General features: G+C 69.9%; 19 protein-coding genes and 4 pseudogenes. 6 read left to right on the forward strand and 17 right to left on the reverse strand.

What is annotated here, in order from left to right; translation table 11 throughout:
- Positions 1-75: 75 nt before the first annotated feature.
- The 5 genes and pseudogenes from ACIBEA_RS42420 to ACIBEA_RS42440 all read right to left on the reverse strand — a co-directional run bounded on the left by ACIBEA_RS42420 (position 76) and on the right by ACIBEA_RS42440 (position 4,977).
- Positions 76-951, reverse strand: coding sequence for an amino acid adenylation domain-containing protein (locus ACIBEA_RS42420; RefSeq protein WP_399269575.1), 876 nt, complete (start codon positions 949-951; stop codon positions 76-78).
- Between the two features lie 82 nt (positions 952-1,033).
- A pseudogene (locus tag ACIBEA_RS42425) lies at positions 1,034-2,449 on the reverse strand (condensation domain-containing protein); the annotation flags it as partial.
- Positions 2,450-2,532: 83 nt separating this feature from the next.
- Positions 2,533-2,691, reverse strand: a pseudogene (locus ACIBEA_RS42430) (condensation domain-containing protein); the annotation flags it as partial.
- A gap of 364 nt (positions 2,692-3,055) precedes the next feature.
- Complete coding sequence (locus ACIBEA_RS42435; protein WP_399269543.1) at positions 3,056-3,925, reverse strand: SAM-dependent methyltransferase; 870 nt, start codon at positions 3,923-3,925, stop codon at positions 3,056-3,058.
- Between the two features lie 53 nt (positions 3,926-3,978).
- Positions 3,979-4,977, reverse strand: a complete 999-nt coding sequence (locus ACIBEA_RS42440; protein WP_399269545.1) for a hypothetical protein — start codon at positions 4,975-4,977, stop codon at positions 3,979-3,981.
- Between the two features lie 420 nt (positions 4,978-5,397).
- Between ACIBEA_RS42440 and ACIBEA_RS42445 the strand changes: the two genes are divergently transcribed.
- Positions 5,398-5,799, forward strand: coding sequence for a helix-turn-helix domain-containing protein (locus ACIBEA_RS42445; RefSeq protein WP_399269577.1), 402 nt, complete (start codon positions 5,398-5,400; stop codon positions 5,797-5,799).
- Positions 5,800-5,846: 47 nt separating this feature from the next.
- Complete coding sequence (locus ACIBEA_RS42450; protein WP_399269547.1) at positions 5,847-7,589, forward strand: IS1182 family transposase; 1,743 nt, start codon at positions 5,847-5,849, stop codon at positions 7,587-7,589.
- 355 nt (positions 7,590-7,944) lie between these two features.
- Here ACIBEA_RS42450 and ACIBEA_RS42455 read toward each other — a convergent pair whose 3' ends face one another.
- Positions 7,945-8,169 carry a helix-turn-helix domain-containing protein gene (locus ACIBEA_RS42455; RefSeq protein ID WP_399269549.1) on the reverse strand — a complete coding sequence of 75 codons (225 nt, stop codon included), beginning with the start codon at positions 8,167-8,169 and terminating at the stop codon, positions 7,945-7,947.
- A 217-nt stretch (positions 8,170-8,386) separates the two neighbouring features.
- Positions 8,387-8,581, reverse strand: a complete 195-nt coding sequence (locus tag ACIBEA_RS42460) for a hypothetical protein (RefSeq protein WP_399269551.1) — start codon at positions 8,579-8,581, stop codon at positions 8,387-8,389.
- A 1,102-nt stretch (positions 8,582-9,683) separates the two neighbouring features.
- Between ACIBEA_RS42460 and ACIBEA_RS42465 the strand changes: the two are divergent.
- Positions 9,684-10,211, forward strand: a pseudogene (locus tag ACIBEA_RS42465) (replication-relaxation family protein); the annotation flags it as partial.
- A 195-nt stretch (positions 10,212-10,406) separates the two neighbouring features.
- On the opposite strand, the gene ACIBEA_RS42470 reads toward ACIBEA_RS42465, so the two are convergent.
- From ACIBEA_RS42470 to ACIBEA_RS42485, 4 genes are all read right to left on the reverse strand, one after another.
- Positions 10,407-10,628: a hypothetical protein gene (locus tag ACIBEA_RS42470; protein WP_399269579.1), complete on the reverse strand. Its 222-nt coding sequence runs from the start codon at positions 10,626-10,628 to the stop codon at positions 10,407-10,409.
- 603 nt (positions 10,629-11,231) lie between these two features.
- Positions 11,232-12,047, reverse strand: a complete 816-nt coding sequence (locus ACIBEA_RS42475) for a serine protease (RefSeq protein ID WP_399269553.1) — start codon at positions 12,045-12,047, stop codon at positions 11,232-11,234.
- Positions 12,048-12,269: 222 nt separating this feature from the next.
- On the reverse strand, positions 12,270-12,659 hold the full coding sequence (locus tag ACIBEA_RS42480) for a terpene synthase family protein (RefSeq protein ID WP_399269555.1): 390 nt from the start codon (positions 12,657-12,659) through the stop codon (positions 12,270-12,272).
- Positions 12,656-13,390, reverse strand: a complete 735-nt coding sequence (locus ACIBEA_RS42485) for a terpene synthase family protein (protein WP_399269557.1) — start codon at positions 13,388-13,390, stop codon at positions 12,656-12,658. Before ACIBEA_RS42485 ends, ACIBEA_RS42480 begins: the two co-directional genes overlap by 4 nt.
- Before the next feature lie 395 nt (positions 13,391-13,785).
- On the opposite strand from ACIBEA_RS42485, the gene ACIBEA_RS42490 reads away from it, so the two are divergent.
- Together ACIBEA_RS42490 and ACIBEA_RS42495 are read left to right on the forward strand one after the other, a co-directional pair.
- A complete protein-coding gene (locus tag ACIBEA_RS42490) occupies positions 13,786-14,829 on the forward strand; it encodes a polyprenyl synthetase family protein (protein WP_399269559.1) in 1,044 nt (347 codons plus the stop codon).
- 111 nt (positions 14,830-14,940) lie between these two features.
- Entirely contained in the window at positions 14,941-16,029 is a 1,089-nt protein-coding gene (locus tag ACIBEA_RS42495) for a hypothetical protein (RefSeq protein ID WP_399269561.1), read from the forward strand.
- Between the two features lie 520 nt (positions 16,030-16,549).
- Here the strand turns inward: ACIBEA_RS42495 and ACIBEA_RS42500 are convergent.
- From ACIBEA_RS42500 to ACIBEA_RS42525, 6 genes and pseudogenes are all read right to left on the reverse strand, one after another.
- Positions 16,550-16,855, reverse strand: a complete 306-nt coding sequence (locus ACIBEA_RS42500; RefSeq protein ID WP_399269563.1) for a transposase family protein — start codon at positions 16,853-16,855, stop codon at positions 16,550-16,552.
- Between the two features lie 328 nt (positions 16,856-17,183).
- Entirely contained in the window at positions 17,184-18,365 is a 1,182-nt protein-coding gene (gene ispG, locus ACIBEA_RS42505) for a flavodoxin-dependent (E)-4-hydroxy-3-methylbut-2-enyl-diphosphate synthase (RefSeq protein ID WP_399269565.1), read from the reverse strand.
- Positions 18,362-20,251, reverse strand: a complete 1,890-nt coding sequence (locus ACIBEA_RS42510; protein WP_399269567.1) for a 1-deoxy-D-xylulose-5-phosphate synthase — start codon at positions 20,249-20,251, stop codon at positions 18,362-18,364. The genes ispG and ACIBEA_RS42510 overlap by 4 nt, the downstream gene beginning before the upstream one ends.
- Positions 20,248-21,234, reverse strand: a complete 987-nt coding sequence (gene ispH, locus ACIBEA_RS42515; protein ID WP_399269569.1) for a 4-hydroxy-3-methylbut-2-enyl diphosphate reductase — start codon at positions 21,232-21,234, stop codon at positions 20,248-20,250. The genes ACIBEA_RS42510 and ispH overlap by 4 nt, the downstream gene beginning before the upstream one ends.
- Positions 21,235-21,239: 5 nt before the next feature.
- Complete coding sequence (locus ACIBEA_RS42520; protein ID WP_399269571.1) at positions 21,240-22,286, reverse strand: family 2 encapsulin nanocompartment cargo protein polyprenyl transferase; 1,047 nt, start codon at positions 22,284-22,286, stop codon at positions 21,240-21,242.
- Between the two features lie 286 nt (positions 22,287-22,572).
- Positions 22,573-22,755 (reverse strand): annotated as a pseudogene (locus ACIBEA_RS42525) (1-deoxy-D-xylulose-5-phosphate synthase N-terminal domain-containing protein); the annotation flags it as partial.
- 156 nt (positions 22,756-22,911) lie between these two features.
- On the opposite strand from ACIBEA_RS42525, the gene ACIBEA_RS42530 reads away from it, so the two are divergent.
- On the forward strand, positions 22,912-23,229 hold the full coding sequence (locus ACIBEA_RS42530) for a helix-turn-helix domain-containing protein (RefSeq protein WP_399269573.1): 318 nt from the start codon (positions 22,912-22,914) through the stop codon (positions 23,227-23,229).
- Positions 23,230-23,308: the final 79 nt, after the last annotated feature.

Here is a 23,308-nt window from a genome sequence, read left to right on the forward strand (position 1 = left end):
ACACACCGCCGGCCATCCCGATCGAGTGACCCGTCGTCATACCCATCAGATGACTCCTTCGAGGAAGGAACCCACCTAATTCATGACACTCCCGAGAACGGCGGCCTCGATCTCGCCGAGTTCGATGCGGAAGCCGCGGACCTTGACCTGGAAGTCGGTGCGGCCGATGTACCGGAGGCTGCCGTCGGTGTTCCGGCGGACGAGGTCGCCGGTGCGGTACATGCGGGTGCCCGCGGGGCCGTGGGGGTCGGCGATGAACCGTTCGGCGGTGAGGCCGGGGCGGTGGTGGTAGCCGCGGGCGAGGCCGGTGCCCGCGATGTAGAGCTCGCCCGCGACGCCGGTGGGGACGGGGCGCAGGCCGGGGTCGAGGACGTAGAGGCGGGTGTTGGCGATGGGGTGGCCGATGGTGACGTCGCCGGTGGTGGGGACGGTGGCGGCGGTGGACCAGATGGTGGTTTCGGTGGGTCCGTAGAGGTTGGTGACGGATCGGCCGCCTGCGGTGAGGGTGCGGGCCAGGGTGGTGGGCAGGGCTTCGCCGCCGACCAGGATCCGCAGTCCGGCGGGTACCCCGTCGGCCTCCGCGAGCGCGTGCCACAGACTCGGGGTCGCCTGCATGACGGTGGCGCGCGATTCCCGCAGCAGCCGGGCCAGAGCGGGGGCGTCCCGGGCGGTGTCGCGCGGGGCGAGCACGACCGCGGCGCCGTGCAGGAGGGGGAGGAAGAGTTCGAGTCCGGCGATGTCGAAGCCGACGGTGGTGACCGCGAGCAGGCGGTCCTCGGGGGTGAGGGTGAAGCGGTCCTGCATGGCGGTGAGGAAGTTGACGAGTGCGGTGCCGGGTACGGTCACGCCCTTGGGGCGGCCGGTGGAGCCCGAGGTGTAGATGACGTAGGCGACCTGGTCGCCGTTGCGGCCCGGGATCTCCGGATCGTCGGCCGGTGTATCCGGTGAGATCGGCTCCGGCGAGGTCCTCCTCGGCCAGCGTCAGGACGGGATCCGCGTCCTGGAGGATGTGGGTGATGCGGTCCTGGGGGAACTCGGGGTCCACGGGTACGTATCCGGCGCCCGTCTTCCACACGGCGAGCAGCGCGACCACGAGATCGGTCGAGCGGGGCAGCGTCACCGCCACCAGTCGCTCGGGACCCGCACCGCGCTCGACCAGCCAGTGGGCCAGCCGGTTCGCCCGTGCGTTCAGCTCCCTGTAGGAGACCTCCACACCGTCGAACACCACGGCCGGCGCCCCGGGCGAGAGCGCCGCACGCGCCGCGAACGCCTCCTGCACCGGGACCGGTGCGAACGGCCGGTCGGTGGCGTTCCACGCCTCCAGCACCACGTCCCGCTCGGCGCGGGACAGCAGGTCCACGCCCGCCACCGGCAGGTCCGGTGCGTTCACCACCGCGCGCAGCACCCGGGTGAAGCGTTCCGCGACGGCCTCGGCGGTGGCCCGGTCGAACAGGTCCGTGCTGTAGTTCAGCGCGCCGGTCAGCCCCTCGGGGGCGCCGGTGGGTCCCTGGCGCTCCTCCAGGGTGAAGGAGAGGTCGAAGCGCGCGGTGCGGGTCTCGGCGGTGTGGCCCGAGACGGTCAGGCCGGGCAGGCTCGCCGCCGCCGTGCGGGCCTGCCGCTGGTCGTTGTCGTTCCAGGTCAGCAGGGTCTGGAAGAGGGGGTGGCGGGCCATGGCCCGGGCCGGGTTGATGACCTCCACCAGCCGCTCGAAGGGCACGTCCTGGTGCTCGTAGGCGGCCAGGTCGGCGTCCCGGACGCGCAGGAGGAGTTCCCGGAACGTCGGCGTGCCCGAGAGGTCGGTGCGCAGGACGAGGGTGTTGACGAAGAACCCGACCAGCTCGTCCAGGGCCTCGTCGGTGCGCCCCGCGATCGGCGTCCCGATCGGGACGTCGGTGCTGCCGCTGAGCTTGGACAGCAGCGTGGCCAGGGCGGCCTGGACGACCATGAACGGGCTGGCCCGGTGCTCGCGGGCCAGCTCCAGCAGCCGGGCGTGGACGTCGGCCGGCACCGCGAAGGGCAGGGTGTCGCCCCGGTGCGAGGCGGCCGCCGGGCGGGGGCGGTCGGTGGGCAGGCCCAGCTCGTCGGGCAGGTCGGCGAGCGCCTCCCGCCAGTGCGCGAGCTGCTGGGAGATCACGCTGCCGGGGTCGTCCTCGGAGCCCAGCACCTCCTGCTGCCAGATGGTGAAGTCGGAGTACTGGACCGGGAGTTCCTCCCATCCCGGGGCGTCCCCGGCCAGTCGCGCCGCGTAGGCGGTGAGCAGGTCGCGGACGAGCACGGGAATCGACCAGCCGTCGCCGGCCACGTGGTGCAGGAGCACCAGCAGGACGTGCTCTTCCGGCCCGAGTTCGAACAGGGTGCAGCGGATCGGGGTCTCGGCGAGCAGGTCGAACTCGTGCCGGGCCGCTTCCTCCAGGGCCCCGTCCAGGGCGGGCTCGGCGACCTGGACCACCGCGAGGGCGGGGCGGCCCCGGCGGAGTCGAGGACGACCTGCCGGGGACCGTCGGCCCCTTCGGCCAGGACGGTACGGAGGGTCTCGTGGCGGGTGACGACGTCGGCGAGGGCGGAGCGCAGGGCGTCGCGGTCCAGCGAGCCGGAGAGCCGCAGGGCGGTGGGGATGTTGTAGATCGCGCTCGGGCCGTCCAGCTGGTTGAGGAACCACAGGCGGCGCTGCGAGAAGGACAGCGTGGTCACGGGTCTTGCGGTTCACACCCAGCGAGCCAGCGACATCATGCTGCGACCGCCCGGCGTACCAGTGCACCAGGATCTCCGTTATGTCGATCACGTAGAACGTCCTCCTCGCCATCCACTCCCCAGTTACCAGGGCCGACAGCGGACGATCATGTACGGGAAGAGGACTGGATCTTGACAACTACGGCCGAACGTTCGCCATCCCCACGACGAACATCACGAGCGGCCCGACGGTCCACGACGAGCGGCCAGTGGTCCCATTACGTGAGCGATTTGAACCTGCGCGGTCCCATTACGTGAGCGCCGACAGGAAGACCCTCATCTCTACGCTGACGCCCACCCTCTGCCACCAGCGCACCCATTCACACTATAGGTCGGCGGGGAGCCGGAACTGCAGCAGCCGGGTCTCAAGGGCGTGCTCTCGCCAGGCCCGGAAGAAGGCGCCGTGGGTGATCGCGGACTGGGTGAGTCGGCTGGGCGCGATGGTGTGGCCGCGCTCCGGCTCGGCGGCTTCGAGGGTCATGTGGGACCAGGCCATGCTCTGCACCCAGAACTCCAAGACCCGATCCGTGATGTCCTCGTTCTGCTCCAGAACGAAGCCGCTGCGCGTCGCGGCGTCCAGATACTCCTCCAGGGTTCCCAGCCGGGTCTTGTAGTAGGCGTTGACGGGGGTGGCCCACTCGGTCCGGCACAGGAAGTGTTCCTCGATCCCGAACCAACCGCCGGGCCGCAGGTGCTGACGCACCGTGTCGAAGAGCTTCGGGCGGTCCATGTAGCCGGAGCTCTCCAGCGCCACGGCGGCGTCGAACCGTCCGAGAAGGCGCAGGGTATGGATGTCGTGCAGGAGCGGGGCGACCTGGTCGTGTACGCCGGCCTGGGCGGCGAGGTGTGTGATGACGGGGATGTGGTCGGGGGTGTTGGTGACGGCCGTGACGCGCGCGCGGTGTTCCTGGGCCCAGTAGATGGCGCCGCCGCCCAGGCCGCATCCGATGTCGAGGAGGTCTGAGGGCGGCTCCGCGACGACGTTCCAGAAGTCAGCGGCGTGGGTGAGCATGCGCTCCTGCGCGTCGATCAGTCGCTGGCGCACCGCGTGGGCGGTGACGCCGGTGGTGTCGAGCGGGCCGTCGAACAGACCCAGGTGGAAGTGGACTCGGGGGCCGGGGCCGTACTTGTCGATGATGTCCGAGGTCTTCGATGCGTAGTACTGCGGGATGGCTCTGGTGTCGGGGTCCGGCATGGTGCGCTCCGTGTTGGCGTGCGGTGAGGTTGCGGTTGTGCGGACCCGGGTCGCTACGGCTGCGGTGCCCCGGGGGGCTCGTGGTGTGTCGTATACGACTGGGCCGGCTGGCTGTAGCGGTTGGTGGCGAGGTGCCAGTCCAGGTGTCCGCGCAGCCAGTGGGCCAGGCCGGTGACGAACTTCTCGGCGGCTTCCCGCTGTACCGGGTTCAGGTCCAGGTAGTGGTACGTCGTGCGCAGCGCAGCGGCTGCGCGCAGGAAGTCCCGGGCGCGGGTGTTGCAGCGGTTCAGGACCGTATGCCCGGCCTCCTCCAGGGTCTGGCCGTGCTGGTGCGCCTGGACGAGGACCGTGTTGTGGGTGTCGTCCGCCTCGGCCTCCCGGCGGGCCGAGACTAGGTCGTTCTGCAGCATCGTGGCGTCCAGGGCGGCGGTGATCATCTCGTGGAACACCGCGCTGTCTTGAATCTGCGCCGGTGTCTCGAAGTGGCCGAACCGCTCGATCAGGTCGAACATGACGGCGTTGCCGATGGAGTCGCGGCGCAGGGTGGTGAACTCCTCGACGGTCGGCCACGCCCCCGTGCTGCGGTACCGCGCCTCGACGATATAGGCGGTGAAGAAGCGCAGCCAGTGCTCGGCGTGGCGCGCTTTCCACCCGTCCGACATCCCCTCGTTGAAGGACGCCAGGAGCTGGGCGAACGCCCGGGTCGAGACCGAGGGGTGCTCAGGCCGCCGCCCCTGGATGAGCGCGATGAGGTCCCCGACCGCCTCCCGGGTCCGTTCCGGGTCGCTGCCCGCGGGGCCGTCGAACTGTTCCTCGTGGAGGAAGAACCAGCCGATCAGGTTCGCGCCGTCCACCACGTCCGGGTACCGGCCAAGGGGCCAGATCCAGGAGGCGCAGTCGGCGATCACGTAGGACCTGCAGTACCGCGTGGCCGTGGACGGGTCCAGGAGGCCCGAGGCCGACATCCACCGAAGGTTGTCGGTGAAGATCTCGTCCCGGTGCGGATTCATGAGTTCCGGGCCGGGCAAGAAGAAGTTCTCAATGGGGAACATGGGGAATCCCGTCTACTTTGACTTCGAACACGGCGCAACGTTCGGTGAGAGCACCGGGCATATGCATGGCTGTATCCCTGCGGGGGTGGTCGAGGTCGCGGGTGACGAGGCTCACGGGGTGGCTGCGTCGCCGCCATCAGGCGCCAGACGTGGAAATGGCTGGCTGAGCGTGCCCGTACGCGTGTGCCTTGGAAGGGTGCGATCACTTCGCTGACGTGGTGTGACTCCAGTCGGATGGTTTCCATTCAACTGCTTACCGAAGGTCGGCGATAGGCGCGGGAAGGGGCTTGTTTGTACGGTCGGCGCACGAGCAGGACCCGTCGCACCACCCCCCGCGCCGGGGGGGTGCCTCTATGTCCTTCGTCAAGGCATGGCGGTGTCATAGCCTCGAAGCAACAGTGCAGGTGAGAGGGGTTGCTCGTGGCGTCGCGGAGGCCGCTGACGGTGGAAGATCGTGAGGAGATCGCGGTCGGTCGGGCCCGTGGCGAGGGGGTGCGGGAGATCGCTGGGCGGATTGGGCGGGATCCGTCGGTGGTGAGCCGGGAGATCCGCCGGAACGCCTCACAGCGCGGTTATCGGGCAATGACCGCCGGGAAGCGGGCAGCCGGGCGTCGTCGCCGTCCCCAACGGCGCCTGCTGGACGGGAACATGGTGCTGCGGCAGCGTGTGCTGGCTGATCTCACGCGCGGCAGGACGCCGAACCAGATTGCGGGGCGTTTGAAACTCGAGGCGGCGGACGGCACCGTAGCCCTCATGGAAGGCTCTCTCCCGGCTGACTCTGTTGCTCAATTGTCTGCGGGAGCTGTCTCGGTGACGGAATGATGTCTCTGTGGTCGTCAGGTGTGTCGTGTGGTCGTGGGGAGTGAAGGATGTCGATGCAGCCCGAGGGTTTACCCGGGATCCCCGAGCGGACCGCGGTCGTGGCCCGGGCGGCGTTCCCCGATGGCAGCCTGCCGATCCGGCTCCGTGACCACCTTGCCGGGGTGTTCACCGACGAGCCGTTCTCCGGCTCCTTCGGTGTGCGCGGCGCTCCGGGGATGTCCCCGGCGGTGCTGTCGCTGGTCACGGTCTTGCAGTTCGCGGAGAACCTCACGGACCGGCAGGCCGCGGAAGCGGTTCGGGACCGTCTGTCGTGGAAGTACGCGCTGGGACGGGAGCTGACCGATACGGGTTTCGACTTCAGCGTGCTGAGCAAGTTCCGTGCCCGTGTCGCCGAGCACGGCCTGGAGCGGGTGGTCTTCGAGCGGCTCGTGGACCACTGCCGTCAGGCCGGGTTGGTCGGCGCCGGCGGTAGGCAGCGTACCGACTCCACCCATGTGATCAGCGCGGTCCGTGACTTGAACCGTCTGGAGCTGGCCGGGGAGAGTGTGCGGGCGGCCCTGGAGGCCCTCGCGGTCGCGGCGCCTCTCTGGCTGGCCGGGCAGATCGACGTCACGGAGTTCGCCGAGCGTTACGGGCCCCGGGTCGACGGCTGGCGGATGCCGTCCTCGCAGACGAAACGAGAGCGTCTCTCCCAGGTCTTCGGCCAGGACGCCCTCGCTCTGTGTCGGGCGGCCTGGGCCGCCGACACCCCGGTATGGATCCGTGAGGTCGAGGCTGTGGGCCTGCTGCGGCAGGTCCTCGTGCAGACGTACATCATCCACTCCGATGCACGGGGACGGCAGGTGATCAGGAAGCGGGACGCCGACGACGGCGTCCCGCCCGGCAGGCTCCGCCTGGCCTCCCCCTACGACAGCGACGCACGCTGGGCAGCCAAAGGCGAGGACCTGTTCTGGATGGGCTACAAGGTCCACCTCACCGAATCGTGCGGCACACTCCCCGAAGCCGAAGCCGAAGCCGAAGCCGAAGCCGAAGCCGAAGCAGGGGCAGGGGCAGGGGCAGGGGTGAAGCCGAATCTGATCACCGACGTGCACACGACCGACGCGACCGTGCCCGACGTGAAGGCCACCACCCCTATCCAGCACAAGCTCGCCGAGCGCGGCCTGAAGCCGGCCGAGCACTACCTCGACTCCGGCTATCCCTCCGCCGACCTGATCACAGACGCACTGAAGCAAGGCATCCGCATGGTCACCCCGGCCCTCCTCGACCGATCCGCGCAGGCCAGGGCCGCCGAAGGCTTCGACAAGAGCGCCTTCTCCATCGACTGGAAGACCCGCCAGGTCCGCTGCCCAGCCGGCCGCACCAGCTCTCACTGTAACCCCGTCAAACAGCACGGCAAGGACGCCATCGTCATCACCTTCAGCGTCCTGACCTGCCGCGACTGCCCCTTCCAACAGCGGTGCACCACCTCGAAACCCGGACGCCGCACGCTCACCCTCAGGCCGAGGGAACTCCACGAAACCCTCGCCCGGGCCCGCACCGAGCAGAAGACCGACACCTGGAAGAACAAGTACGCCCTCCGCGCCGGCGTCGAGGGCACCATCAACCAGGCCCTCGACATCACCGGCATCCGCCGGGCCCGCTACCGCGGCCTGCCGAAAGTCCGCCTCCAGCACGCCTTCTCCGCCACCGCCCTCAACATCATCCGACTCGACGCGTACTGGACCGACAAACCCCTCCGACGCACCCGCACCAGCCGCCTCGAACGCCTCGCCTACCAACTCACCGCATAACCCCCACGAATTGAGCAACAGAGTCCGGGGTTCGGGGCCGAGACGGCCTCTCACGGCCTGCCGGTGACCCGCCAGCGTCTTGCCGGTGACCTGCCCGGGACCGGGTCCAGGTTGCCGTGGCCTGTCGGCTGGGTTGCCAGCTAACCGTGCTCGGGTAGGTCCTCTGGCAAGTTCTGAGCTGGGATGACAAGTCAGGCAAGTAAATTCGGGACCCCCGGGTTCGGGCCCTTCTGGGCCCGGATCGGCCCGTTCGGGGAGGGCCAAGGCGTGCCGCGCGTGGCGCGTGCCGTGCGGGCCGCACCCGCGTACGCGAGGCAAGCCCGCCCCGGGCGCCGCCGCGGACGGGACGGCCGGGTCACTGCCGGGCTGCGGCGCGGGCCTCGCTGCGCCAGCGTTTCACCGTGGACGCGTTGATCCCGCACAGTTCGGCGACCTGCGCCGGTCCGAGTCCGGCTGCCATCGTCCGAAGCGCAGCGGCCCGGATCGCCTGCAAGTTGGTTCTGTCCGCCTCTCGGATCTCCGCACGCTGCGCCGCCAAGTCCACCAGGTCGGCACGGAGCCGATTCACGCTGTCAGCCATGCGTGGACCGTATTGCGCAGCGGTGGGTTCCCGGGACCGGCTTCGTTGCCCCCGGCGGCAGGCTGCTCGCGAAAGACGTGCACACGTGCACGTGCACGTGTGCACGCGAGGCAGTTGTCCACCGGGAACGGGAGCCAGGTGGGGCCAGTTCGAACCGTCGCTCACCGCCGGGTGAAGTCCACCATGAGGAGCTTCACCCGACCCGACCCGACCCTAGTCACTGCTCGGCGGTCGGCCCCGTTCCGAGTGTGCGGCGGCCAGTCGGCCGACCCGGCCGTGCGGCGGTCGTGGCGGTGACCGTGGTCACCTCGGCGGGGTCGGCGGCGAGGCGGGCGCGCGGCGCGGGCGGGATGTCTCGCGTGCGGGACGCGCCGGCTGGGCCGGTGCCGAGCTGGCGGCGATCGGTACTCACCAGAGCATTCTCCCCGCCGCTCATGGTCATCACCGCCCGGGATCCGGTGAACCTGGGGCCCAACGCGCGCGCGGCGGCCCAGGGCACCGGACAACCGGAAGTCGCACCGCTTGCCTGTCACATTGGGTGACTTCCTTACTTCCTTCCTTCCCCGCGAAGAGCCCATTTCCCCGGGATAGAGCGGTGGATCGGCTGTTCGTGTCAGGAGGAAGGAAGTAAGGAAGTGACTCAGCGTCATATCTTGTGGGGTGGCGCGGCTAGTGTGATGACTGCTCTGCCCAGGTTTGGGCCCGTCACTGCTGCCCGCCCACGTCCCGCTACGCGCCCGCAGGGTGCCCGCACGGTGCCAGCGCAACGGCGGCTCCTGGGCGGGCGCGTGCGGGCACCGATGGCGGGGTCTGGTGCCCAGCGGGCGGTGGTCGACGGCGGGGTTGCCGATGGGGACCGCCCCGGTCCGGTGGTGCGGAACCGATTGGCCGCGCGCTCGTTGTAGCGCGTGGGACGCACGCCGCTCCGGGATGTCTGTTCCGTTCTCCTGGGGTTTCGGAGTGGGCCCGGGTCCTGATGCTGACGCGTGCCGCCCTCACCCTGATCTGCTGCTGGGGGGTGGTGGCGTTGGGAGCGACGGCGTCAGCGTCAGCGTCAGCGTCAGGACCAGTCACACCGGCCGGTGAGCCGGTGTCACATTCGCCGCCGGGTTCACCGGTGGACCTCACCGGCCCAGGTCAGCCGCGCGGCTGGTGGGCAAAGCCTCGGAGCCCTGGGTAAGCCCGGGGCTCCGGCTGGGCAAGCCGGGCTTGCCCACCGTCACGGATCCTGCGGTACACCCTGCTGTTCTCCCTGGTGTTCCCACTGCGGTAACTGTTCACCTGTTCTCTCATGTTTTCCCAGCTCAGAGCGTGTTTTCCGTGTTCACCGCCATCTCGACACCTCTTTATGTCCCTGATCATGGGAGGTAGAAGGTGAGATGGGCGGCGGGAGGGGCGAGGTCATGGGTGGGACGAAGGCGCGGAAGTACGGGTCGACGGACAAGACACGGGGTCAGGTGCTGGAGGCGTTGGGGGTGGTGAAGATTGCGACGGCTGCTCAGATCAGGTTGTTGATGTGTCCAGGGACTGCGGATGCGGCGACGGTGCGGGGTGGTTGCAAGGATCTGGAGGCGGAGGGGCTGCTGGTCTCGGCGGGGCGGTCGGTGGGGGTGAACGCGGCGGGGAACCGGGTGAGCGAGAAGCTGTGGTCGCTGACCCCGGCCGGGCTGGACGCGGCGGCGGTCGTCCTCGACCGCGTCGCGCGGGAGATGGGCGGCACGGCGAAGGCGGCGGCGGCCTCCGGCGCCAAGCACGCGCTGCGGGTGACCGACACGCTCGCCGCGTTCCTCCAGACCCCGCCCGAGCCGACCGCCCCGGTGCTCCGCAAGGGCGCCGTCCCGCCCCCGCCCTCGGTCCTCGCTGAGCGCCCGCCGGGGCTGGGGCCGATCGCGGCCTGGTCCACGGAGGTGTCCCTGCCGGTGACCGGTTCGTTCGCCGCGCCCGGCCGCGGCAGTGTCCGCGCCGACATGGTGTTCGCCTCCCCGGGCGCCCCGGTCCCGTTGCTGTTCGTGGAGGTCGACAACGGGACGGAGGGACCGCCCATCGTCGCGCGGAAGATCGGCCAGTACCGGCGCTTCTTCCGCCGGACCGTGTCCCAGGGCGGGCGCGACGTCGTGCTGTGGCGCACGCTCTGGAGCGCCCCGGAGCAGCCGGCCCACCCGCCGCTCACACGCAGACGGGCGGATGCTGACGAGCACGGCCGCTCGATCCCGTCTCCGAAAGAGCCAGTGGCCGCCCTACTGGGTGGTGAAGCCCTTGCCCACCGAGTAGACGATGTCATCGGTGAGGTACTTGTCGTCGATGGTCATCTCGTAGGCGCCCAGGTTCGAGGTGATGGACGCCCGGGCCTGGGCCCTGATCGGAGCCGGGGCGCCCTTGAGCGCGCCGAGTGAGGCGGCCAGGCCCTCGGCCTGCGAGGCGATGGTCTTCAGCAGCTCGTCGTGGTTCGGTGTGCTCATCTCTTGCTTCTCCTTCGTGTGGGTGGTGGGCCTTGGCGCTGCGGGGGCGGAGCGACAGCTGTGCTCTGAGACGGCACGACGGCCCTGTGTGCGGGGTGGCGGGTCGTCAGGTGCACGTTGGCGGTTGTGCGCGTGCGGACGGTGTGGCATCGGGGCCGACTGGTCCTTGCCGTCGTCATCGGCGGCGAAGGCGCCCTTCGTGGTGCCCGGAGAGCCTGTCGGTTGGCACCGATTGCGGTCAAATCCGTTCACTGCAGACTGCGTTGCCACGTTGATCATTAGTTTTGAGTCGCGGAGAGCTCACACTGCGGCTGTCGGAGGCTGCGGTGGCCCGTCAGCGGAGAGAGGTGCGCACATGCGCGGCAGGATCAAGGACTTCAGCTCGGAGCGGGGCTTCGGCTTCATCGAGGTCGTAAAGGGTCCGGATATCTTCGTCGACTTCAAGCAGATGCCCCGGGGGTCTTCCGGACCATCACCGAGGGTGAGGAGGTCGAGTCCGACCTGAGCACCGGTCTGAAGGGCCCCTTCGCGTCCAACGTCGTGAAGGTCTGACCCACTGGACGCCGCGTTCCCGCGCTCCCGCCCCGGAGCCGGCTGGGGGTGTCAGCTGATGTTGGCGTCGATCCAGTTGCGGTAGTGGCTGACTCCGCTGCTGACGCCCGGGGAGAGGAGCCGGCCGCAGCCGCGTGCCCAGGAGTGGACCCCGACGAGAAGGCGGCCTTTGAGGACGGGGCCACCCGCGTCGGACGTGCAGTCGCCCTTGCCGCCGGTGGCCAGGACACCGGCGCAGATCATGCCCGGGTAGATGGCGGAGGGGCCGTAGGCCGTCTTGCACTGGGTGTTGGTGACGGTCGGGATCTCGGTCCACTGGAGCGAGTCGGAGACCGGGCCGCCTTCGCGGGTGGCGCCCCATCCGGCGACGGTCACGTTCCCCGTGGGGCTTCCCGCACTGGAGGTCGGAAGGTCGGCGAGCGCCACGTAGATCCCGTCGAGCGTGACGGGGTTCTTGAGCTTGAGGATCGCGATGTCGTTGGCGTGTGTGGACGCCTGGTAGCCACTGTGCTTGACGATCTGTGCGACCTCGACGGTCTGCTGGTTGGGGGTGGTTCCGCTGAGGTGGTGCCGCCCCGCGACGACCTTGAGCGCGGCCGCCGTGGTGCCGTCCGCACAACTCGCCGCGGTCAGGACCCGGTTCGCGGCGATCAGCGTTCCCGTGCACGAGTGCTGGGCGGTGCCCTTCTGGATGCTCACGATGGGTGCGAACTGGCCTCGGATAGCGGCCGATCCGCCCACCACGGCGTGCGCCGGCACAGCGGCAGCCACCGGCAGGAGGACGGCTGCTGCCCCGGCCACGGCACTCGCCAGGAGGCCGCGGAGACCACGGTTGACCAGTCGTGACGAACCTTGAATCTTGATCATGAGTGGATCATGGCGAGGTGATCCACTTCCGGCTGTCGCTTCAATCCACGCGCCACTCGATCGGGTGAGTGTAGTCGGAATGCCTTGACATGGCGGAGTGCAGTGTGAATCCGGGAAGTGCGGTACGCGTTCAGCCCCCTGTGGTGACCCGTGGCCGGGCCGGGCCGGGTCTGCCTCGAGGCAACGGAGACCGCCTGACGGGCTCAGGCGGGTACCACACCGTCACATCCCGACGGGGATCGTCCGAGGGCGGGGGCGCAGGCGGGTGAGGGGTTCGGTGAGGCTGAGCCAGCCGGAGGTGGAGCCGTCGGGAGCGTAGCCGTCGCCGAAGTAGCGCGGGGTGAGGTAGCGGTAAGCCTGGGTGCCGCCGATGAGGTGGTCCACGGCGTCGAAGTAGACGGCGACGTCCGGGCGGGTTCCGAGAGGGCCGTTGAGGATGAGGTCGCGGGCGTCGAGGTAGGCGCGGCCTTCGGCCTCGATGAGGTGACAGAGTGCGTTGACCGCGTCCTGGAGGTTGAGGTTGTCGTTGTGCCGCAGGACGGCGACGGCGTTCATGGTGTCGTCCCGGGCGTGTTCCTTCCGCCAGGACAGCAGGTCGTTGACGAGGATCATCTGGCGTACCGCCCGCCCGCCCGCTTGAAGTCCGGGGTCGGGTGCAGGTCGGTCATATCGACGCCCGCGCCGTACTCGGTCATCAGCGCGACGAACGGCCAGCCGAAGCTGAACACGCGCAGGGCGAGGTAGTCGTCGAGGGCCAGGACGCGGCCGGCGTGGCGGTGGGGCACCTCGTCGGCGTAGCCGCCCAGGCTGCTGGCCAGGCTCTCCTTGAACCTGCGGACCTGGGCCGGGGAGAGGCCGGGGGTGATGCGCCGCCACAGGTCGGCGCCGGCCCGGAGCAGCGGTGAGGTGTCGTCGTCGGTGCCGAAGCCGTCCGTGATGCGGGTGAGGGCGGCGCGGGCCTGGCGCTCGGAGGTGGCCGCGCCGGCGATGGCGTCGTCCATGACGGTGACGTACTGGTAGAAGTCTGCAATGTCACCGGCCCGTTGCTCGTTCGCCAGGGGTGAGACGGCCGGGCCGTACAGTCCGGCACGCTGGCGCAGGTAGGACAGCAGGGCCCGCTCGTCGGTGAAGCAGGACTGAAGGTGGCGGCAGACCCAGGCGTTGGAGCGGACCTCGATCTCGACGGCGTTGGGGTGGTAGGCGGACGGCAGCAGACGCGGAAGCTCCGGAAGGTAGAACTCCGTTTCTGTTGTGCCGAGCGCGGCCTGGGGCGGCGTGCCGACCAAGGGCAGCGCCTCCGGCTGGCCGGTGTCCTGACGGCCGGAGGGTGGTGCGCTGGTCATCGTCGCTCCCGCGTGCTGGTGAGGTGCCCGGTCCCGGATACGCCGTCACGCGAACCCTGGTGGATCATGCCCGAAGCCGAGCGCCGCCGGAAGCAGCTACCGGGCTCCTCGACGGAAGAGCGTGCTATGATTCCTGCTCCGTGCCCGCCGGGACCGGTGCGAAGGACCCGCTCCCCGCAGGGAGCAGGCCCGTGCAAGCCGGCTGGGGATATACGCCACGACGGCCGAGGTCACCGGCTACCTTTCCCTTTGGATCATCCGTTCGGTGACGCCGTCTGTCGTGTTCTCCGCCTCTATGAATCCTGGGAGAAAGTCCTGACGCACCGTCCGCTCGGGCCGTCCTGCCTTGCTGCCGCCCACGCGTGCCGCACCTGCGGCCCGGTCGGCGGGCCCCGGTGACGCCGACTCCCCCGCCCGAGGCCCCGGACGGGAGCGCCGGGCTGATATTGCGTCAGGCCCGCGAGCTGGTCGAGCCGGAGCTGCACAGGGCGGTGGGGCGGCTCCCCGCATCGGCGCGGACCGTCGCCGGGTACCACTTCGGCTGGTGGGACCGTCACGGCGTGCCGCAGTCGGGTGCATCGGGCAAGGCCCTGCGTCCGGCGCTGGTGCTGCTCGCCTGCCAGGGCATCGGGGGCCGGGCGGAGCAGGCGCTGGAGGCCGCGACGGCGGTCGAGCTGGTCCACAACATGTCGCTGCTGCACGACGACGTCATCGACGGTGATCTCCTGCGGCGCCACCGACCCGCCGTGTGGTCGGTGTTCGGGCTGCCCGCTGCGATTCTGGCCGGTGACGCGCTGCTCTCGCTGGCCGGCCGCGTCCTGTCCGAGGCCCCGGGGCCTGTCGGTGCGGCGGGCCCGGGCTGGCTGGACGACTCGGTGCAGCAGCTTGTCGAGGGTGAGTTCGCCGACACTGCGGCCGAGGGCCGCGACGACGTCACCCTGGCCGAGAGCATGGCCACGGCAGAGGCGAAGACGGGCTCTCTGATCGCCCTGTCCTGCGCTCTCGGGGCTCTGGCCGGCGGAGCGGACCCGGCCCGGACCGCGCACCTGCGCCGGTTCGGCCACCACGCGGGAGCGGCATTCCAACTCGTCGACGATATCCTGGGGATCTGGGGTGACCCGCGGGTCACCGGGAAGCCGCATCTGTCCGACCTTCAGTCCCGCAAGAAGTCCCTGCCGGTGGTGGCAGCGCTCACCGGGGGCGGCCCCGCCTCGGAGGAACTGGCGCGCCTCTACCGCTCACCCGGCCCGCTCACCGACACCCAACTTGACAGAGCCGCCGTCCTGGTCGAGACGGCGGGCGGCAGAGCGTGGGCCGCGCGTGAAGCCGAGCGGCGAACCATCGAAGCGGTGGCCGCCTTGGAGGCTGCCGAACTGGCCGGCCCCGCCCACGAGGGCCTGCTCACACTCACCCGCGCGATCACCGGCCACGCCCACTGACCACCGGGCCACCCGCCTGCCCCAGCACCCCGTCGACGCACCCACCGGACTGCGACACGCGCCGGGCTACCACCACCGAACCCCCTCTCACCTCACCCACGGGAGCAGGACATGGACGTACCCTCGCTGAACAGTCTGGTGTGGCCGACCTGGGACATCCCCTTTCCCCACCGGCAGAACCCCGTGGTGGACCAGGTGGAGAGCGCCCACCTGGAGTGGATGGAGAACTTCGCCCTTGCCCCCACCGCCAAGGCCATGGAGCACTACCAAAAGGCCCGCAACGTCGAGGGAAACGCCTGGTTCTACCCCACCGCGTCCCTGGACGACCTGGTCCTGCTGACCAACATGATGGGCTGGTTCTGGATCTTCGACGACCAGTTCGACGACGGTCCGACCGGCCTCGACGTCCCCAAAGCCAAGGCCATCGCCTCCGGGATCATCCCCATCCTCTACGGCGCCCCCGCCCCGGCCGGCGCCCCGGCACCGTTCCAGGGACTCGCCGACGTGGTCGCCCGGTTCGCGACCCGCCTGGGGGCCGACAGCATGCGGCGCCTGGGCCGCGGCATCAGCCAGTTCATGCTGGCCTACATCTGGGAGACCGAGAACCGCGCCGCGCAGAGGTTCCCCTCCCTACGGGAGTACATCCACATGCGCGTGCACAGCGGCTGCGTCGTCCCCGTCTACGACGTCGTCGAACTCGCCGAACAGGTCACCCTGCCCTACCGGTTCCGCGAGTCGGTATGGACCAACGACTTCCTCTTCGACGCCGCCAACATCATCAACTGGCAGAACGACGTCGTCTCCCTGGTCAAGGAGAGCAACCAGCACTCGGTCAACAACCTCGTCCACATCCTGCGCAACCAGAACGGCGGCACCCTGCAGGAGGCCGTCGACACCGCCCACACCATGGCCACCGGCCTGACCGACAACATCTTCCGCGCGCAGCGCGAGCTCCCGGAGATGATGGACATCTTCCGCCTTGACCACAGCGAACGTGACAGCGTCCAACGCTGGTTCGACGGCGTCCTGCTGGCCCTCGGCGGCTGCATGAAGTGGCAGGAGATCACCCACAACCGCTACCTGCGCTACACCACCGCCATCGCCGACATCGACCTCGCCGCCCCCGGCACCAACCCCGCCTACCTCACCGACCTGCTCCCCGACGACCGGATCCAGCACCTGGACGCGCCACGCCCCTGAACCCCCGGCCCAGCCAGACGGAGCTCGTCACCAACGCCATCCGCCACGGCGCCGGCATCACCCCTCGACGGCGACACCCCGCGCCCGGCCGTCGGCGACGCCAACCCCGAGCACCACGCGGTCCGCTCCGCCGGCCCCAAAGAGCCCGGCGGATGAGGCTGGCCCCTCGTCCGGCGCCTCACCGAACAGATCGACATCACCCCCCCGCCCCGGCGGCGGCAAGATGATCACCAGCGCCGCCCGCCATCGCCCGACGGCAGCGCAGGGCCGAGGCGCGCGGGTGCCGGTTCAGTCGTTGTTCGCCCTCACGTCCAGCTTGGCCGTCTTGCTGTCCTCGTGCGAAGCCCCCCGGAACGATCCGGACGACCCCGATAACGACCACTGCTGGCTCTACGAACAGCACCCGGGCCGCTGCGCCTGGGCCCTGGCCGACGCCTGACCGCTCCCGGCAGAGGGCCAACCTCCCGCCAGGACTCCCCGCCCTACCTCGGCACCTGCGCCGCCTCCGCGTTCCAGGACGTCATGGGCGTCTTCTGGACGTTGTCGTGGAGAGCCAGCCCGGCCGGGGTCCGCGCGCGTGAAACCCCAGGCGGGAGAGGGTGTCCTGGGGTGCGTGGCTGGCCCACTGCCCGATGGCAAGATACGAGCGGGCACCGGCCAGGACCGCGCACGCGGCGGTCAGTAACACCGAGGCGAGGGTATGACGGCGTCCGCGCCGGTCACGGGGATCGGGCAGGGCGGCCAGCCGGGCTGCCGTGCCGGGAAGTTCACGGTGTTCACGCGAGGGCGGCTTGATCAGACAGACGGTGGCAGACTGGCGGCACATCGGGGCTCCGGTGGTCGGGCGACTTGGAGGTCCCCTTGATCATCGGAGCTTCGTTGCGTGCCGAACTGCCGTAGTGAAGGTTCGTCACATCCCTGTGACCTGCTGGTTCTCCCAGCAGCCAGGACTATGAATCAGCCCTGGGGACCATCGTCCTTCACCATGAGGTTGTATTCTCATCCGTGGAACACCTTCGGACATGGGCTCATTGTGCCCGTCGACAGGGCTCGAACGGGCCCACCTCGTCGGCGAGAATTCTTCGCAGAACGTCGTGCCCTTGACGCCGCACGGCGGCCAGACCACCCGGTGTCGGTCCTCGACGACAACGAAGTCATGACCCGTCCTCCGCCTCGCCTCCGAGCACCCCGCTGCTCGGCTTCACCTCTGGGGTGTGTTCGGTCAGGCGCAGAGCCTCGTCCAGGAGGGCGTCGACTACTTGGTGTTCCGGAACTGTCTTCACGACCTGCCCTTTCACGAAGATCTGGCCTTTGCCGTTGCCACAGGAGACGCCGAGGTCGGCTTCGCGTGATTCGCCGGGGCCGTTGACGACGCATCCCATGACGGCGATCCGCAGGGGGTGGGGGAAGCCATCGAAAGCGGCTTCCACTTGGGCGGTGAGGCGGTGGATGTCGACCTGGAGGCGGCCGCAGCCGGGGCAGGAGACGATCTCCAGTTTCCGGGGGCGCAGGCCCAGGGACTGCAGGATGTGGCAGCCGGCTTTCACCTGATCTACCGGCGGGGCGGAGAGGGAGACGCGGATGGTGTCTCCGATGCCTTCGGCCAGGAGGATTCCGAAAGCTACGGCTGATTTGATGGAGCCCTGCATGGCGGTGCCGGCTTCGGTGACGCCGAGGTGGAGGGGGTAGTCGCACTGGTCGGCTAGTTGCCGGTAGGCGGCGATCGTGGTGAGGGGGTCGTGGTGCTTGACGGCGATCTTGATGTCCTGGAAGCCGTGTTCCTCGAACAGTGAGCATTCCCACAGGGCGGACTCCACCAGGGCCTCAGGTGTCGCCCGCCCGTACTTGGCCAGGAGGCGTGGGTCGAGGGAGCCAGCGTTGACACCGATCCGGATCGGTATCTTCGCGGCGGACGCCGCCGTGGCGATGTCGGCGACGCGGTCGTCGAACTTTTTGATGTTTCCGGGGTTGACGCGGACGGCGGCGCAGCCTGCGTCGATGGCCTGGAAGACGTAGCGGGGCTGGAAGTGGATGTCGGCGATGACGGGGATCGGGGATTTGGCGACGATGGCGGGGAGGGCGTCGGCGTCGTCCTGGGAGGGGACGGCGACGCGGATGATGTCGCAGCCCGCGGCGGTGACCTGGGCGATCTGTTGCAGGGTCGCGTCGATGTCGGCGGTGAGGGTGGTGGTCATGGTCTGGACGGTGATGGGTGCGCCGCCGCCGACTGGGACATCGCCGACATGGATTTGCCGGGAGCGGCGGCGCACTGGACTGGGGGGCGCCTGTGGTGCCTGGGTGGGGAGTGTGGGCAGGGGCAGGTCGATGCGGGTCATCGGGTGCTCCCGGCGTTGGGGCGTACGGGGGCGTGCTTGGGCAGGAGGTTGCGGTATGGGGGTGGCGGATGTCCGTTGAGGAGGGCCAGGACAGTGTCGGCGATGCCCGTGGCGGACAGGCCTGCGTCGGTCAGGAGGGTGGTGCGATCGCCGTGGGTGAGGAAGGTGGTGGGCAGGCCGATGGTCTGGAGGGGGGTGGTGATGCCCAGGTCGGTGCAGTGGCGGGCGATCAGGGTGCCGACGCCGCCGTCGGTGATGCCGTCCTCGACGGTCACGGTGAGGCGGTGGCGGCCGGCGAGGTGCGCGAGAGCCGGTTCCACGGGCAGCACCCACCGGGGATCGGCCACCGTGACCCCCAGGTGCCGGCCGGCCAGGAGGGCTGCCGCGTCCAGGCAGGCCGGGGCTGTGGTGCCGACCGCGATGATCAGGACGTCCAGAGCGGTGTGGGGGGTGCGGTGCAGGAGGTCGATACCGTCCATGGTGGCGATGGCCTCGATGTCGGGGCCGGCGGCGGCTTTGGGGAACCGCAGGGCGGTCGGCCCGTCGTCGACGGCGAGGGCTTCGCGCAGGAGGGCTTTGAGGCGGGACGGGTCTCGGGGGGCCGCGACGCGCATGCCGGGGATGGTCGCGAGGAGTGGCAGGTCCCACATGCCGTGGTGGGAGGCGCCGTCGGGTCCGGTGATCCCGGCCCGGTCCAGGACCAGCGTGACCGGCAGGTGGTGCAGGGCGACGTCCATGAGGAGTTGGTCGTGGGCCCGGTTGAGGAAGGACGCGTACAGGCAGACCACCGGGTGCAGGCCGCCCATGGCGAGGCCTGCCGCGCTGGCCACCGCGTGCTGTTCGGCGATCCCCGAGTCGAACAGCCGGTCGGGGAAGCGTGCGGAGAACTCGCCCAGGCCGACGGGCAGGCGCATCGCCGCGGTGAGCGCGACGACGTCTGGGCGTTCGGCGCCGATGGCGGCGATCTCGGCGCCGAATACGTCGGTCCAGGAGTGTTTTGCGGGGGTGCGGGGGCGTCCGGTTGTGGGGTCGACGATGCCGCAGGCGTGCATCCGGTCATCGGTGTCGGCCTCGGCGGGTCCGTAGCCGCGGCCCTTCTCGGTGACGGCGTGGACGATCACCGGCCGACCGGTGGCTGCGGCCTGCCTCAGGGCCGTTTCGAGGGCGGCGGTGTCGTGGCCGTCGACTGGTCCGAGGTAGGCGAAGCCGAGGTCGGTGAAGACATTGCGAAGCCGGGTCTGGTCGTCGCCCGCTCGCAGGCGGGTCAGATGCGCGGCGAGGGCGCCGGTGGTCGGGTCGTAGGAGCGGCTGTTGTCGTTGAGGATCACGATGACGGGGCGGCCTGTGGCGCCGATGCTGTTCAGGGCCTCGAACGCCACGCCTCCGGTCAGGGCGCCGTCACCGATGACCGCGACGGCCCGGCGGTGGCCTGCCTGGGTGAGGTGGAAGGCCTTGGCCAGGCCGTCCGCGAGGGCGAGGGAGGTGGAGGCGTGGGAGTTCTCGCTCCAGTCGTGCTCCGATTCGCTGCGTGAGGGGTATCCCGACAGTCCGCCGGCCTGGCGCAGACTTGCGAATCCGGCCGAGCGGCCGGTCAGGATCTTGTGGGGATAGGTCTGATGTCCGGTGTCGAAGAGGATCGCGTCGTGGGGTGAGTCGAACACCCGATGCAGCGCGATGGTCAGCTCGACGACGCCCAGGCTCGCTCCCAGGTGCCCGCCGGTGGCGGTGACCGTGGTGATGAGCCTGGTGCGGATCTCTGCCGCGAGGCGCGCCATCTGTTCGGCGGGCAGGGCACGCAGGCCCTTGGGGGTGCCCGCCAATGCCAGGAGGGATTCGGCCAGGTTGTGCTGGTGTGTGCCGGTGGTGTCCCGGTCGATGGTGGTCATGACGTGCGGGCCTTCCCCGGGAGGCCGAAGTGGACGCTCTCGGTGGTGAGTGTGCGTTCCTCGACCGTGATGGGCCCGTGGGCGGCAATCGCGGCGAGGACGGCTTCGACGAGGTCGGGCGGTGCCGAGGTGCCGGCGGTCACGGCGACGGTACTGACGGCGGTGAGCCAGGACGGTTCGATGTCCTGGGGGCCGTCGACAAGGTGGGCGGGGGTGCCGTGGCGGTGCGCGAGTTCGACCAGACGCACGGAGTTCGAGGAGTTCGCGGAACCGACGACCAGCAGCAGGCCGGCCTCGGCCAGGACTGCGGACACCGCGTTTTGCCGGTTGGTCGTCGCGTAGCAGATGTCATCGGAGGGAGGCTCCTTGAGCAAGGGGAAGCGTTTCCTCAGAGCGCCGATCACCTCCCTGGTCTCGTCCACGGCCAGTGTCGTCTGCGTCAGGTAGGAGACCGGGGTGCCCTCGGGGATGTCCAGGCTGTTGATGTCGTCGGCGTTCTCGACCAGGACGAGGGCGTTCGGGGCCTGGCCGAGGGTTCCGTCGACCTCCTCGTGGCCAGCGTGGCCGATCAGGACGACGGTGTCGCCACGGGCGGCGAAACGGCGCGCTTCGGCGTGGACCTTGGACACCAGCGGGCACGTCGCGTCGATCACGCCCAGACCGCGGGCGGCGGCCTGATCCCAGACGGCCGGGGCCACTCCATGTGCGGAGAAAACCACCGTCGCCCTCTCAGGGACTTCGTCGAGGTCCTCGACGAACACCGCACCACGGGCCTCGAGCTGCGCGACGACATAGGTGTTGTGGACGATCTGCCTGCGCACGTACACAACAGGCCGCCCCGCTCCCTCCGTCGCGGCGGCCTGCAGGGCGGCCTTCACCGCCTCGATGGCACGCTCCACCCCGGCGCAGAACGACCGGGGCGAGGCGAGAAGCACCGTTCGTCGCACCGGCGGCGTCGGGCGGGGGGCGGGGGGCTGGTCCATGACGCTCACCTGTCCCGTCGGGTGACGAGCTCGGCCAGGGCCAGGAGTTCCCCGGCTCGCTCCGGCTCGGGGAACACCCGCGCGAGCTGCTCCAGCGCGCTACTGATGCGTTCGGCGGCCGCTTCCTGCGCCCACGCACGGCCGCCCGCCGCTTCGACGAGCCCCGCCATCCGCGGGACGTCCCACTCGCTGAGCGCGGGCCGCCTGCCATAGATGGCCCTGAGCTCGGCGCCCGCGGTCGTGCCCGAGGTAAGGGCGAAGACCACCGGAAGGGACTTCTTCCCGGCGGCCAGGTCCCCGCCCGCCGGCTTGCCCATGGCCTCGGGGCAGCCCCAGATGCCCAGCAGGTCATCGATCAGTTGGAAGCCCAGGCCGAGTTCCCGTCCGAAGGCGTCCAAGGCCGCGACATCGGCCGCGTCCGCTCCCGCGTACAGGCCGCCGATAGCGCACGCGCATCCCAGCAGGGCGCCAGTCTTCGCCGCCGCCATGGCCAGGCACTCCTCCAGGGAGACATCGGTCCGGGCCTCGAAGGCGATGTCCGCGCTCTGTCCCTCGCACAGCTCGATCACGCAGTCGATCAGACGCGCTGTTGCCAGGGCCGCGGCCGGATGCGGGTCACCTGCCAGCACCGAGACGGCGGCGGCCTGCATGGCGTCGCCCGCCAAGATCGCGTCCGGTATCCCGAACACCGACCATGCTGTCGCACGGTGGCGGCGCACGTCGTCACGGTCCATCACATCGTCGTGCAGCAGAGTGAAGTTGTGCACCAGTTCAACCGCCGCCGCGCCGGCCAGCGCCCGGCTCATGCCGTCGGCGCCGCCTGCTGCACGGGCCGCGGCCAGGACCAGGGCGGGGCGCACGGCTTTGCCGCTGTCGCCTCCCTCGCGGATACCGCTGCGGTCCCACCAGCCCAGGTGGTAACCGCAGATGCGCCGCATCTTGGGAGGCAGAACGCCCACCACGCCGCGCAGCACCGGGTCCACCGATGCCCGCGCGTACTCCAGGAGGCGCTCCGCCTGGTAGTCCCCCTGACTCAGTGCCTCTGCGGTCATGGCCGCCATCCCCTAACCGAGTAGTAGAGACAAGTCCGTGAGAAGAGCCCACCAGCCGGTGGCGGGCCGCCGGCGTAGCCAGCGCGGGGTTGACGGGATGGCCCGAACCCGGGCCGCGACCGTGACCCCGACGCCGTGCCGCTCCAGCACGGTGGCCGCGTCCACAATGGCGCGTGCCAGCGGCCCGACCGGGATGATCGTGCACGTAGGACTGTGGCCGATGTCGAACATGAGGGGCACGGTGTGAATCAAACACCCGGTGCAGCGCGAGGGTGAGCTCCACCATCCCCAGGTTCGGCCCAAGGTGGCCGCCGCTCGCGCACACCTTGGCGGCCAGGAACTCACGGATCTCCCCAGCCAACACGCGGAGTTCCGCAGTCGGCACGGCTCGCAGCACTCTCGGGCCGGTCAGATCGGCCAGGCGGGCACTCGCTCTCGGACCGACAGGAGCGACAGGAGCGACAGCCATCGGTGAGATCCTTCGCCAGGGTTCGGGCAAATCTGTCCCAAGTACGCCCGGGGAACAGCGAGAACGTTCACAGCAGGGGTCCCGCCGGGTAGAACCAGTGCACTACCGCCAGCCCGGGCCGCACAGGGGCCCACGGCGACGGATTCCAAGCAGGCCATGCAACATTGTGAAGTTGTGAACAGCGGGCGGGGACAGTCCGATGGGCTGGTCCGCCGGAAACCCGGGAGGGAAACTGTGCCCCAAACCCCCAACACACGGCTGAAGATCCTGCTGGAAGAGACCAGCTGGAGCCAGGCGCAGCTCGCCTCCGCAGTACGGGCCATCGGGGCCGAACACGGCCAGCCACTGGCGTGCCATCAGTCCACGGTCTCACGCTGGCTGTCCGGCACGGCCCCCCGTCCCCCAGAGGCCGCCGTCCTTGTGGAGGCGCTGTCCAGGAGGCTGGGCAGGCCGGTCAGTGAAGTTTCCCCGTGATCCTGGACACTCGATGTCTACGCTGCGAGGGCGTGCTGTTGCCGCTGCCTGGTCTCGGCCGGGGTGAGGTAGCCGAGGA

This window comes from Streptomyces sp. NPDC051555 (assembly GCF_044454405.1).
Lineage (GTDB): Bacteria > Actinomycetota > Actinomycetes > Streptomycetales > Streptomycetaceae > Streptomyces.

What these genes read in the sequence shown, in the direction of transcription:
- ACIBEA_RS42435 (WP_399269543.1), bottom strand. Translation starts at nt 3,925, where the DNA reads ATGCCGGACCCCGACACCAGAGCCATCCCGCAGTACTACGCATCGAAG.
- ACIBEA_RS42440 (WP_399269545.1), bottom strand. Translation starts at nt 4,977, where the DNA reads ATGTTCCCCATTGAGAACTTCTTCTTGCCCGGCCCGGAACTCATGAAT.
- ACIBEA_RS42450 (WP_399269547.1), top strand. Translation starts at nt 5,847, where the DNA reads ATGTCGATGCAGCCCGAGGGTTTACCCGGGATCCCCGAGCGGACCGCG.
- ACIBEA_RS42455 (WP_399269549.1), bottom strand. Translation starts at nt 8,169, where the DNA reads ATGGCTGACAGCGTGAATCGGCTCCGTGCCGACCTGGTGGACTTGGCG.
- ACIBEA_RS42470 (WP_399269579.1), bottom strand. Translation starts at nt 10,628, where the DNA reads ATGAGCACACCGAACCACGACGAGCTGCTGAAGACCATCGCCTCGCAG.
- ACIBEA_RS42475 (WP_399269553.1), bottom strand. Translation starts at nt 12,047, where the DNA reads ATGATCAAGATTCAAGGTTCGTCACGACTGGTCAACCGTGGTCTCCGC.
- ACIBEA_RS42480 (WP_399269555.1), bottom strand. Translation starts at nt 12,659, where the DNA reads ATGATCCTCGTCAACGACCTGCTGTCCTGGCGGAAGGAACACGCCCGG.
- ACIBEA_RS42485 (WP_399269557.1), bottom strand. Translation starts at nt 13,390, where the DNA reads ATGACCAGCGCACCACCCTCCGGCCGTCAGGACACCGGCCAGCCGGAG.
- ACIBEA_RS42495 (WP_399269561.1), top strand. Translation starts at nt 14,941, where the DNA reads ATGGACGTACCCTCGCTGAACAGTCTGGTGTGGCCGACCTGGGACATC.
- ACIBEA_RS42500 (WP_399269563.1), bottom strand. Translation starts at nt 16,855, where the DNA reads ATGTGCCGCCAGTCTGCCACCGTCTGTCTGATCAAGCCGCCCTCGCGT.
- ispG (WP_399269565.1), bottom strand. Translation starts at nt 18,365, where the DNA reads ATGACCCGCATCGACCTGCCCCTGCCCACACTCCCCACCCAGGCACCA.
- ACIBEA_RS42510 (WP_399269567.1), bottom strand. Translation starts at nt 20,251, where the DNA reads ATGACCACCATCGACCGGGACACCACCGGCACACACCAGCACAACCTG.
- ispH (WP_399269569.1), bottom strand. Translation starts at nt 21,234, where the DNA reads ATGGACCAGCCCCCCGCCCCCCGCCCGACGCCGCCGGTGCGACGAACG.
- ACIBEA_RS42520 (WP_399269571.1), bottom strand. Translation starts at nt 22,286, where the DNA reads ATGACCGCAGAGGCACTGAGTCAGGGGGACTACCAGGCGGAGCGCCTC.
- ACIBEA_RS42530 (WP_399269573.1), top strand. Translation starts at nt 22,912, where the DNA reads ATGCAACATTGTGAAGTTGTGAACAGCGGGCGGGGACAGTCCGATGGG.